This window comes from Halomonas ramblicola, assembly GCF_030409215.1.
Classification (GTDB): Bacteria; Pseudomonadota; Gammaproteobacteria; order Pseudomonadales; family Halomonadaceae; genus Halomonas; species Halomonas ramblicola.
Window position 1 is genome coordinate 138,689 of the sequence record NZ_JAUFPL010000027.1, and the last position, 12,278, is coordinate 150,966.

At 58.9% G+C, this 12,278-nt stretch carries 9 protein-coding genes; all 9 read right to left on the reverse strand.

Annotated elements, in window-relative coordinates; all coding sequences use genetic code 11:
• Positions 1 to 253: 253 nt before the first annotated feature.
• The 9 genes from QWY80_RS10830 to QWY80_RS10870 all read right to left on the reverse strand — a co-directional run bounded on the left by QWY80_RS10830 (position 254) and on the right by QWY80_RS10870 (position 12,245).
• Positions 254 to 1,567 carry a sulfatase family protein gene (locus QWY80_RS10830; RefSeq protein WP_290231276.1) on the reverse strand — a complete coding sequence of 438 codons (1,314 nt, stop codon included), beginning with the start codon at positions 1,565 to 1,567 and terminating at the stop codon, positions 254 to 256.
• On the reverse strand, positions 1,564 to 3,516 hold the full coding sequence (locus QWY80_RS10835; RefSeq protein ID WP_290231278.1) for a TRAP transporter permease: 1,953 nt from the start codon (positions 3,514 to 3,516) through the stop codon (positions 1,564 to 1,566). Before QWY80_RS10835 ends, QWY80_RS10830 begins: the two co-directional genes overlap by 4 nt.
• Before the next feature lie 68 nt (positions 3,517 to 3,584).
• Positions 3,585 to 4,574 (reverse strand): TAXI family TRAP transporter solute-binding subunit, encoded by a 990-nt coding sequence (locus QWY80_RS10840; protein WP_290231280.1) that lies wholly within the window; start codon positions 4,572 to 4,574, stop codon positions 3,585 to 3,587.
• Between the two features lie 69 nt (positions 4,575 to 4,643).
• Positions 4,644 to 5,954, reverse strand: a complete 1,311-nt coding sequence (locus QWY80_RS10845; RefSeq protein WP_290231282.1) for a cytochrome P450 — start codon at positions 5,952 to 5,954, stop codon at positions 4,644 to 4,646.
• Between the two features lie 117 nt (positions 5,955 to 6,071).
• On the reverse strand, positions 6,072 to 7,091 hold the full coding sequence (locus QWY80_RS10850; protein WP_290231285.1) for an ABC transporter substrate-binding protein: 1,020 nt from the start codon (positions 7,089 to 7,091) through the stop codon (positions 6,072 to 6,074).
• 253 nt (positions 7,092 to 7,344) lie between these two features.
• Positions 7,345 to 9,573, reverse strand: a complete 2,229-nt coding sequence (locus tag QWY80_RS10855; protein ID WP_290231287.1) for a cytochrome P450/oxidoreductase — start codon at positions 9,571 to 9,573, stop codon at positions 7,345 to 7,347.
• A 44-nt stretch (positions 9,574 to 9,617) separates the two neighbouring features.
• Positions 9,618 to 10,391, reverse strand: coding sequence for an ABC transporter permease (locus tag QWY80_RS10860; protein ID WP_290231289.1), 774 nt, complete (start codon positions 10,389 to 10,391; stop codon positions 9,618 to 9,620).
• Positions 10,388 to 11,212 carry an ABC transporter ATP-binding protein gene (locus QWY80_RS10865; protein ID WP_290231291.1) on the reverse strand — a complete coding sequence of 275 codons (825 nt, stop codon included), beginning with the start codon at positions 11,210 to 11,212 and terminating at the stop codon, positions 10,388 to 10,390. Before QWY80_RS10865 ends, QWY80_RS10860 begins: the two co-directional genes overlap by 4 nt.
• A 76-nt stretch (positions 11,213 to 11,288) precedes the next feature.
• Positions 11,289 to 12,245 carry an ABC transporter substrate-binding protein gene (locus QWY80_RS10870; RefSeq protein ID WP_290231293.1) on the reverse strand — a complete coding sequence of 319 codons (957 nt, stop codon included), beginning with the start codon at positions 12,243 to 12,245 and terminating at the stop codon, positions 11,289 to 11,291.
• Between the last annotated feature and the right edge of the window lie 33 nt (positions 12,246 to 12,278).

Below are 12,278 nucleotides of genomic sequence, written 5' to 3' on the forward strand. Positions count from 1 at the left end.
CTTATGATCCAACAGACGAGTTACTTTCACGGAAAGTTATGACGACTTGCTCGCTGGACCACGCCAACATGACGATGTCTACCCCTACGACTGTTAACACCGAGGATACCGGCAGCGGCATGGCGATCAACCAGAGAACGTAGCCTTGGCCCAGCTCCGATATATTTCGCAGCCTGACAGGCTGCGCGTTTTCTCGGCTAATGACTATAACCAAAACGCCAGAATCGCCAGTATTCCCGACCTGGAAATCACTTCATCGCTGGGGCATATCCGCTCTGCTATATATCAAGCTCACGACAGCATCTTCCGGAATGGGGGGCATCGTTTCGTTCCATGCCAACCACTGGTTGCGCATATCTTCCAGTTTATCCGGATAAATCTTTGCCTTATTGGCTCGTTCACGGGCATCATCGGCGATGTTGAACAGGTACTCGTACTCATCGACCTTGAGATACTTCCAGTCACCCAGTCGAAAGGCACGCTGGGCACGATGTTTCATTCGCCAAAAGAGAGGCCGCTCGAACTGATCAACTTTCCCTGTTATAACAGGCAACAGCGAAACACCATCAACTGGATATTTAGCGTCTATTTCCCCTCCTCCTGCCTCAAGCAAGGTACGCGACCAATCCATGGTCATGCAGTGCTGCGAACTGACGGTGCCGGCGGGGACCGCCTTCGGCCAACGCACGATCCAGGGCACACGAATACCGCCTTCGGTCAAATCCATTTTCGCGCCCACCAGGGGCCAGTTGTCGGAAAACCGTTCACCGCCATTATCGCTGGTGAAAACGATGATCGTGTCGTCCGTCAGGCCATACTGATCCAGAACCTCCATCAGCCGCCCTATGCCTTCGTCCATGTGGTGGATCATTTTTCGGTAGGTGTGGATGTTGCCACCTTCAAGGTGGAAGATTGATGAAATCTCTTCAGCAAGGTGACCATCGTCCCGGGATTCCCAGGGCCAATGGGGCGCCGTATAGTGCAGGCTCAAAAAGAAGGGGGTGTGGTCGGCATCCTTTGCTCGACGATGGACAAAATCAACCGCACGATCGGAGAACAGATCGGTGATATAGCCAATCTCTTCGTGTTCCTCCTCATTAATCCAAAAGTCGTGGTCACCCCGGCCACTCTTATGGGTGAAATAGTCCACCCCCCCGGCCATGATGCCATAGAATTCATCATAGCCAGATAAACGGGGTCCAAAGTGAGGAGGGTAGCCCAAATGCCACTTACCGATAAGCCCTGTATAATAGCCGGCTTTCTTCAACTGAGACGGCAATGTCGGAATGTGCGGGGGCAGGCCGAGCGTTTTGCTCCCCTTGCTTCGACTGTGAATCGGCTCCTCCAGCGCACCACGCAAGCGATACTGATAGGCCATCGACATCAGTGCGAAGCGTGTCGGTGAGCATACGGGCGAGTTGGCATAGCCATCGAGGAACATCATGCCTTCTTCCGCCAGCTTGTCGATATTCGGTGAAACCGGACCGAACTGCGCTTCGCGACCGCCGTAGCACCCCAGGTCCGCGTAGCCGAGGTCATCCGCGACAATGTAGATAATATTGGTCATCCGTTAGCCTTTTTTAACCAGAATAAAAAGGATACTTTCAGATCAGCGCGCAAATGCCAGCACCACAAGATAAGCGCCAGACTCATACCCAGTTGATCCCACAGCAAGCCCGGCGCAAACAGCATGACGGCCGCCACTAACCTGATGGCTATTTCATAGATCCTCAGGGCACGCTTATGGAAGCCGGTTAGGGCGGTCGCTGTCAGCAGAATGCCAACCACCAGCTTGATCAGTAACCAGAACCAGGTCCCGAGATCGAAAATGACCCCCGATTGATCCACCGTTAACAACTGAGGGTTGAATGCGAACGTAAAGGGAATGATGAAGATCATGATGCCCACTTTGGAAGCCTGGGCCGAAGTGGCTATCGGCCCGCCACCTGAAATACTCGCCGCCGCGTAGGCCGCGATGGCGACCGGTGGTGTAATCGCGGAACCAACGGCAATAAAAAACACGAACAAGTGCGCGGTCAGCGGAGCCAGTCCCAGTTGCTCCATGGCCGGAATAGCGATGGTGGCCACCGTCACATAGGCTGGCAGTGTGGGCATGCCCATACCCAGCACAACACAGCACATAGCCGCCACCAACAGGGAGATCAACAGCGAATCGGTTGCGATGCTGTTGAGCAGGATACTGAACTTAATGGGGACACCGGTGACGGAAAGCGCGGAGATAACGATACTGACCGCGGCGATCGCCATCAATAAGCCAGCGAAGGTGTTGCCACCCGCACACAGGCTCCGAAGCAACAGGGCCGGCTTAGCACGTACCGCGGGATTGATCAGGCTCAGCGGAAACAGCAACGCCAACGCGGTGATGGAAGCGCCGGAGGGCGATAAACCGGAGACAAGAAGTGCCACGATGGTTCCCAGCGGGATAAAGATAAGCAGTAGATTCAGATAGTCCTGCCGCACAGGCTCGTCGACGCCCACCACCTTTTCGTCCGCACGAATACCAAGCCGGCGGGATTCAAACACGATCATCGCGAACAAACTGCCGTAGTAAGCGATAGCAGGCACCAATACCGCGATAATGACGGTCAAATAGCTCACCCCTACGAAGTCGGCCAATACGATCGCCGCGGCCCCCATGATCGGCGGCATGGTTTGCCCTCCCGTTGACGCGGCCGCTTCCACGGCGCCGGCGAAATTGGAGGAGAAACCCCGACGTTTGATCATCGGGATGGTCACCACGCCGGTGCCGACGACGTTGCCGACCGCACTGCCCGATACCGTTCCGAACAGTGCCGAGGAGAGAACAGCGGCATGAGCGGGACCGCCCGCCGTGCGCCGCATCCAGGAGAACGCAATCCGGATCATCGAATCGCCCGCGCCCACTCCTTCCAATACAGCACCGAGAATGATAAACGGAAACACCGTGGTGATGACGATGGCGAAGGTGCTACCCAAGATGCCCGCATCCAGGCTGAAAAACAGGTTCTGCGCCAGCGTTTCGGTAATACCTGTGTCAACGGTCCGCAAAGGACCGGGCCACCAGTGACCGGTCGCCATGTAAAGGATGCCGAACATACCCAGTAACGCCACCGGGGCACCCCAGATTCGCCAGCAGAAAAACAGCGCGCCTGTGGAAGCGATCAGTGCTATCCACATTTCCTTGGCGCCAAATAGAAACATGGCACTGTCCAGACGGGTGGCGACCTGATAATACTCCCAGCATGACCAAATCAGTGCGATTGAGAGAATAACACCGATAACGGCCTGCCATGCCGGGATCTCGTTTTTTCGGACCTGGCACAGCATACTAAACATGACCGCCAGTACGCACAGTGCAAAGAAAGAGGCCCTGAAGAACACCATGGGAAACGGACCAATCTGAATGTCCCCAATGGCCGGCATGACGTTCGCAAGCCCATACAGACTAACCGCCAGACAAAGGATGGACCTAATCCAGAAAAGCGGTTCAAAAGGCGGTTTAGAGGAAGAAAACATCGTATTCTCCGGAGCGAAGAGGGTGCGGTGTACCCCCCTCTATGACGGAAGCTTTGTCGGGTAAATCTTTACTTCGTCAACAGTCTTTCGGGAATGCTCATCCCGGCTTCCTGATAGTAGCGTACGGCTCCTGGGTGCAGGGGCGTATCGACACCGGCAAAAGGATTCGAGTCAGATAAATAAGCCAGCACCTTATTATTATTCGCGAGTTGGTCGCGATGCTCGAAATAGGTCTTGGTCAACTGATACGCGACTTCTTCCGAAATATCCTTGTTAACCATCATTAACATCGTCAGCTGCCAAGCATGGATCGCCTCTTCATTCACTTGACCCGGATAAGTGTTGGGTGGGATTTCACTCAATTGCAACCCCGTCCCTTTTGGCGGCTCAACGTCTCCTACCGACAGCAGGTAAATATCGCGCGACAGGCTCAGTTCCGCCAATGCCTGGGAACCCAGCCCAAAAGCGCCGACATAGACGTCGTACTGACCGTCCTGGAAGGCTTGATTCGCCGCACCCCAAGGGGCCTTAACCGGCGTATATTCGCCTTCTGAAAGACCACCGGCTTCAATCAGGGAAGTTATTTGTTCATTGGCGGCACCTCCGGGCGGGCCGATGAAAATACGCTCGCCTTCGGCATCCGACCACTCTCTGATGCCAGCATCCGCCCAGGTGATGGGATGGTACAGCCCGGTTGGAATGCTAAAAAGAGACCGCACGTTCCCCGCGAGATCAGCGGCCTGGTCGCCCATTTCAGCATAGGGGCCAGTACCTTGCTTCAAAGCATCATAGGCAAACGGCGGTACAAAGGCTGAATCCAACCTGCCGAGCCCTAATTTGAGCAACGATCGGGTCAGTGTCTGATTTAATGAAAGCTGAATATCGACGCCATTGTCCGCCCAATGCGACGACAAGGCTTGAGGCAAGACGCCTACGACGTTATTGGCACCGGCCGACTCCATGCTGATCTGCTCGGCGTGAGAAGGGGCGGTGGCGAGAGCACCGCCCATGATTGTGGCATAAAGCCCAGCCCTCAGATATTTCAAGGTGGGGTTCATAGTTTCTCCAGCACAGATGTTGTTTTAGCTTGAGTTTATTCAACGCCGGCAACCGCTGAAATGGCTTTTCTAGCGGGGCTCGATCCGGTCCCACTCCACGAGCAACGTGGACGAACCGCGATGGGAGGTATTGGGCAGGTAGTCCGGTTTTTGGCCAGGCACCATGCGAAGGCTTGGGATTCGTCGCGTCAACTCTTCGAGATAGACCTTCATTTCCAGCCGCGCGAGGGGCGAACCCATGCAGAAGTGCGGCCCGAAGCTGAAAGAAAGATGGTCTCGGGCATTTTCTCTGCGGATATCGAAGGTGTCCGGGTCGGAAAAATGCGAGCGGTCGCGATTCGCCGATCCGAGCACCACGAGGACCATCGAGTTGGCGGGCACTTCCACGCCGGCGATCTCAACGTCGCGCGTGGTCACGCGTCGCCAGGCGATCACGCTGCCCTCGTAGCGCAGTCCTTCCTCGACCGCGTTGGGAATGAGCGAAGGATCCTGGCACAGCAGCTCCCACTGTTCCCGATGAGTCAGCAGCGCGCGCACCGTGTTGCCGGACAGGTTCGTGGTCGTATCGTGTCCTGCCATCAACAGGCCGAACAGCATGACCGCGATATTCTGCTTGGTGATGCCTTCCGGTTTCTCGGCGTGCCATTGTTGAATCAGCTCGCTGATGTAGTCCTCGCCCGGGTTCGCCTCCAAAGCGTCGACCCGATCAAAGCAGTACTGCAGGTAATCGCAGAACGAGGGGATCTGCGCCACGATCTCTTCATCGCTGAGACGCCCCCAGGTGAGCAGGGCGCGACCCTCGGACCACCCCTTGACCATCGCGATGTCTTCGTCGGGAATGCCCAGCATCTTGAACAGAACCCGAGCCGGCGTATCGTGGAAAACCTCTTTCACGATATCGGCGCTCTGCTTACCCTGCAGATCGTCGATCGCCTCGTTGAAGAAATCGCGTGTCGGCTGTTCCAACCACTTGAGCTTACGTGGCGTGAAGGCGCCCCGCATGAACGCGCGCAACTTGGTATGCTCCGGGGGGTCGCTGTTATTCAGGTTCGGGATCAGTGGGAAGCCGCGCGCCTCGAAAATCTCGATCGCCTCTTTCGGCCACGGCTTGACTGGGCTTTGGGACATTCGATTGGAAAAACTCTCGGGATCACCCAGCACGCGGCGGACATCGTCGTAGCGGGTGACCACCCAATGGTTAATTAGCGGACTGTAGAAAATGGGTTCCTCGCGACGAGCCTTTTCCAGAAAGGACCAAGGATTGGACAGGTACGGATCCTCGAACGGGTTGAATTCGTCACCGAGGCCGCCGCTGAACGGACACTTCCCGCCCGACACGTCCACGGGCGGTCTCGTGTAGAAATTTTCGTGATCAGCCATGGATATTATCCTCTCTGCTGGTGATGACAGGCCAGCCAATAGGTCGGCCTGATGTCGACCATTCAACTCTAATTAAAGGTAATGGTCGTTGTAAGTTGCCTTTTCTCAATGGCAAAACTAGCGCAGGGGAGCCACGTCAGAGATGAACCGCTCGGCAGGCGACGCCTTCGGCAGGAGGTCACCCTCGGCCAGCATGTCGACGTAAGCCTGTACGGCGGAAGGGCTGACTTCGAGAGCGGAAATCTCCAAGTGCCGCGCAAGCGCCTCTTCCAGGATCTCATCTGCATTCTCAAGATTCAGGCGGATATGCTCCCGGCCCAGCGCTACGTACTCATCGAAGTTGGCTGGATCCTTCATCCAGGCCATTGCATCCTCCGCCGCAGCTAGCCAAGCCTCAACGACTTGTGGGTTGTTTTCGACGTACTCTTGCTTCATCAGGGCGACGATGCCTGTGCCTTCGAGCGCCTTGATTGGCTCGATGTCGGACTCCGGCAGGTTAAGTACGGTCTCGCACACCTCGGAGCGGTCGCATATCTCGGCGGTCGGCGGCACTTGCATAGCGGCGTCGATCTGTTGCGCCGACAACGAACCGAACGCGGTCGGCGGGCCGCCCACACCGACGAAGGTCACATCGTCGGCGGACATGCCAGCCTCCTTCAGCAGCAGGCGAGCGATCAGCTCGGTACCGGCGCCGCGGCCGGTAACGCCGATGCGCTTGCCCTTGAAATCCTGCATCAGTGCCGGATAACCGTTGTCCTTGTTGGGTCGATCCAGACCGCTGCGCGCGACGAAATAGAACGGCACCCGGTCGCCCAGGCCATGGGCTATGGTCACTGGCGCACCACCGGAGATTGAGCGGATGGCGGCATCCGTGGTGATGACGGCTACCTCCATGCTGTTGCCGATGACCGCCTGAATGCCGGCCGGGCCGGCGCCGATGCGTACGGGTTTGCACTCGAGCCCATATTGCTCACAGAACTTGGCGTCCATGACGCGAAACAGCATATCGCCCACTGCTTCGAAGACCTGGTAGCGGACGGTCGCACCTCCGCCGTTGGGTGTCTGGGAAAGTGCGGTGGGAGCTACCGCCATCATCGTGGTGACCGCGACCGAGGTGAAAAATGTTTTGAATTTCATGTTGGATTCCTAGCTAATCTTTTGGCGGACCGGGTGATGTCCCCGCGTCGCCTTGTTTTTGTTGGGGTTTGGCCTGACCAGGCGTTCTTGTCAACGAGTACAACAGCTCATTATTTTTCGTGCCAACAGATTTTTCCGATCGATTGTTCGGTTTATGTGAACAATCCGCTGGTGGCGGGCGCATTGACTCTCCCGGGTAATCGGCTGTGGTGACTGGACGCCGACCCGAAGGCCGGTGTCCAATCTGATGACGCTAGAGGTCGAGCACCAGGCGCTTGCCCTTGGCGCGGGACACACAGGCGCACATATTTCCCGCCGAGTGCTCCTCGACGCTGAGATAAGCGTCGCGATGATCCACCTCGCCTTCCACCACGTTAACCACGCAGGTGCCGCACACCCCCTGCTCGCACGAGGTGTCCACGTACACCTCGTGCTCGGCCAGGGCGTCGACGATAGACTCCTCGGCAGACACCTCCACGTCGATGCCGGTCCGCGCCAGGTGCACGGTGAAGGTGTCGGTGGGCGCGTCCAGCACCGTCTTGTCGGCGGCGAAGTACTCCAGGTGCACGGCCTCGGCCGGCCAACCGGTCTCGGCCGCGGTCTCTTCCACGGTGTCCATGAAGGGTCCCGGACCGCACAGGTACAGGTGGCCGTCGTCGGCGCTCCCGGACAGTCGGCGGCGCAGGACCTCGCGAACCTGGTCGCGATCCAGCCCGTGGTGGACGGTGACACGGTCCTTGAATTCAGGCTCGGCAAATACGTCGCGGAAGGCGGTATGGGCCTTCGAGCGGGTAAAGTATTGCAGCTCGAAGGAAGCGCCGATTTTTGCCAAGTATCGAGCCATCGATAGCAGCGGCGTAATACCGATACCGCCGGCCACCAGAATGTAGTGCCCTGCCCCAGCCTGTAGCTCGAAGTTGTTGCGCGGCGGTCCGATCTCCAGGATATCACCCTCGCCGATGGCCTCGTGCATAACCTGGGAGCCGCCACGGGATTCCGGCTCGCGCTTGACGGCGATGGAGTAACAGCGATCACCCGCCGCGTTGCACAGCGAATACTGTCGCACCAAGCCCGGACCGACATGGACATCAATGTGGGCGCCGGGGGAGAACTCCGGCAGGCGCCGTCCGTTCATGTCTTCCAGCTCGAAGTAGCGGATTTCCTCGGCCACGTCGGCGAGACGCTTCACCCGTACCTTCAACTTTTCCTCGCGCTTGGCGTTGAACCGTGCCGGCAAGGCATAGGGACCGTTGATAAAGGTGCTGCGCAGCCGGGTGGCGCTGCCGATGGCCTCGACATCCGGATAGCGCCGCAGCAACTCAGTGTATGCCACTCTAATCTCCAGCCGGGCAAGGTGCGCCCCCAGGCAAAAATGCGGGCCGCCCATACCGAAAGCCATCTGTGGGTTCGGGTCACGCAGGATGTTCAGTTGGTACGGTGCGTCAAACTTGGTCTCATCGAAGTTGCCGGAGACGAACCACAGAGCAACCTTGTCTCCGGCCTTGATTGGCTGGCCGGCAATCTCGGTGTCGCGCGTGGCGGTGCGGCGCATGTGCATGGTGGGCGAAGCCCAACGCACAATCTCTTCCACCGCCAACGGCATGCGCCCGTCCACATCCTCCAGCAGGAGTTTCTTCTGCTCGGGAAATTGCGTCAGCACTTCCAGCCCATAGGTGAGTGAAGCGCGGGTGGTGTCAGCACCCGCCGCGCCCAGCAGGCCGAAGAAGGAGCCTAGGTCCGCAAGGCTCAGGCGTTCACCGTCCACCTCGGCGTGCACCAGCGCGCTCATCAGGTCGTCGGTGGGGTTCTTCATGCGCTGCTCGGCCAGCCAGCGACCGTAGGCCTGGATCTCCTGGCCGGCCTCGGCGATCCCGCCGGCATCGCCCCCCAGGCGCGGATCGGCAGAGAAGAAGGTACGATCGGCCAGCTCCAGCATCCGCCGCTGATCCTCGCGCGGCACCCCCATCAGGTCGTAGAACACGCCCAGCGGCAAGGGCGTGGCGAAATCCTCGACGAAGTCGATCTCGTTGCGGCCGTCCAGGTCGTCGAGGATCTTGCGCACCCGGGCCCGGACCTGGTCCTCGAGTCTGGCCACGCCCATGGACGAGAAGGTGGAAGCGACGATCCGCCGGTAGCTGGTGTGCTGCGGCGGATCCATCTCGATCATCGAGCCCTCGCCGGCGTGAGGCGTATCCCCCTCGAACTGGACCTGGATGCCGTCGCGATTGCTGAAGGTCTCGGTATCGCGACTCACCTCGACGATGTCGTCGTAGCGAGTGATCGCCCAGAAGCCGCGGCTGCCGGAATCCGGATGCTGGTGCCAGGACACCGGACGCTCGGCCCGCAACTTGGCGAAGATGCCATGCAGGTCGTTACGCATGAAGGTGTCGATGGCGCCCAGGTTGATCTGATCCAGGGTCAGCCCGGTGGTCGGGGTCTTGCGAACCGGATCGAGCGTGCGTGCGTCCTTTTTCGAAGCCATGATATTACCTCTGAATAACAAGCGGTGGGGACAGGCGCAGATACTTACTGCCAGCGCAGCAAGCGGTTTTCCAGGGCCCCCAGGGACCACGACAAGGCCATACCAACGACGGAAAGTACGCAGACCACCGCCCACACGCCATTGATATCGAAGCTGGAGGTCAGGTATGCCACCCGCTGCCCCAGGCCGTGTTCCGAGGCGATAATCTCACCGGCCACCACGCCCAGCAGGGCATACATCAAGCCCAGGCGAAGCCCGGCGAAGACCGTCGGCACCGCCGTGGGCATGGTGATCTTCCAAAAGGACTCGAGGGGCTTTAGCCCAAGCGTCTGTGACAAAGTAATATGGTCCTGATTTACACCGCGCCCACCCGCTGTGACGCTCTGCAGTACGATAAAGAAGGTCAGGCTGGCGCCGATGGCAACCTTGGAGCCCATGCCCAGGCCGAACCAGAGTATCAACAGCGGTGCCAAGGCGATGCGCGGCATGGCATTGAGGGCCGCCAACAGGGGTTCCATTACCTTCTCGATAAAGGGGAAAAGCACGAACAACATGCCGATGATCAATGCTACTCCAGCACCGATACCGAAGGCGATCAATACGGCCAGCATGGTCCAGCCCAGCTCCTGCCATAGCTCGGTGGTTTCGATCAGGCCGTAGCCCAGGGCATCCCAGATACCGCTGGGCTGTCCGTACAGGGCCGCAGAGGCCCAACCGATATACATGATGTACTCCCAGATACCGATCAGGCCGCCCACCACGATGATCTGGCTGCTGAAGACCAGCCAGGGAGAATGACGCTTTTCCTGTGGGTTCATTGCTGCTCTCCTGTGTTCTCGAATCCCTCTTCCAGGGTGCTCCAGACGTGCCGGTACAGTTCGTGATAGCGAGTATCACGCTGCAACGCACGCAAGTTCCGCGGGCGTGGAAGGTCGATTTCTATGTCACTGATGATCCGGCCCGGGCGCGGTGCCATGACTACCACCCTGTCGCCCAGGGCAATTGCTTCGGCCAAGTCGTGAGTGATAAACAGCACGGTGCGTCCGGACCCCTGCCACAGATCCATCAACAGCTCTTCGAGCTGAAACTTGGTCTGGGCATCCAGGGCGCCATAGGGCTCATCCATCAGCAGTAGCTCGGCGTCGAGACAGAAGGTGCGTGCCAGGGCCACGCGCTGGCGCATGCCGTGGGACAGCATCTTGGGATAGGACTTCTCGAAGTCCTTGAGGCCTACCCGCGCCAGCAACTCATGGGCGCGCGCTCGACGCTCTGCCTTGGCCACCCCGCGAGCCTCCATGCCGAATTCGGCATTACCCAGGGCGGTGCGCCAGGGCAGCAGGCTGTCACGGGCGAGCATGTAGCCCAGGTGTGGATTGCCGGTGGTCGGCGCTTCACCGAGGACATCGATAGAGCCCTCGGAGAGCACCTCCCGCGGCAGCAAGCCCGCGATGTAGTTAAGGATGGTGGTCTTGCCGCAACCGCTGGGCCCCACGACCGATACGAACTCGCCCGGGCGGATGTCCAGGCTCACGTCCTGGAAGGCCGTCACCTCACCGAAGCGGATGGTTGCCTGATCCAGAGTAACGGCACCGGCTGCAGCGGATTCAGCTTGCGGGGCCTGCGGCTGGACCTTGCTCACAGTACTAAGCATCTCGCTCTCTCTCTTGTGTCTCATTGGAGCTCTACCTTGGCGGCAACTCATGCACCGGGCCCGATCAGGGCGTCAGCGCCTTGTCGGAGATGATCTGATCCACGGGCCGCTTCTCTGTGATCAAGCCCATGTCGTAGAGCATATCGATGTAGGCCTCCACGGCAGCGGGACGGACCTGTACGTCTGAAATCTGCAACTGCCGCTGCAGGGCCTCACGCAGGATCTCATCCGCGTGGGGGATCCTGAGGGTGATGTTCTCCTGTGCAATGGCGTAGTACTCGCCAAAGTTGGCTGGGTCCTGCATCCAGGTACCAGCATCCTGAACGGCAGCGAGAAAGGCTTTCACCACCTCAGGATTCTTCTCGATATAATCCTGACTCATCAGGGCAACGATACCGGTGCCATCCAAGGCATTGATCGATTCGATGCCGTCCTCGGTGGGCAGGTTGAGCACCGTCTCGCAAACGTCGGACCGATCGCAGATCTCGGCCAGCGGCGGGACCATGACGGCAGCATCGATCTGATTGGCAGCCAGCGATCCGTAAGCCGTGGGCGGCCCGCCAACGGCAACAAAGGTCACATCATCCTCCGACATACCGGCCTCACGTAGCAGCAGGCGGCCGATCAATTCAGTGCCAGCACCGCGACCGGTGACGCCAATACGCTTACCCTCGAAATCCTGCATGATGGCGGGGAATCCCTCGCCGGCATTGGGCCGCTCCAGCCCCCTTCGCGCCACCAGATAGAATGGTACCCGGTCGCCAATGCCGTGGACGATGCGTACGGGCGCGCCGCCGTTGATGGCGCGGATCGCCGCATCGGTGGTGATGAAACTCACCTCCAGGCTTTCTCCCAGCAAGGCCTGGATGCCTGCCGGCCCGGCCCCGATACGTACGCCTCTGCACTCCAGCCCATATTGCTCACAGAATTTCTCCTCCATCACGCGGTACAACATGTCACCGGTGGATTCGAAGACCTGGAAGCGGAGTTGGGCCCCGCCGGCATCGACGGGATCGGACATAACGGGACTTGCCACCGTTAGCGCGGCAGCAGC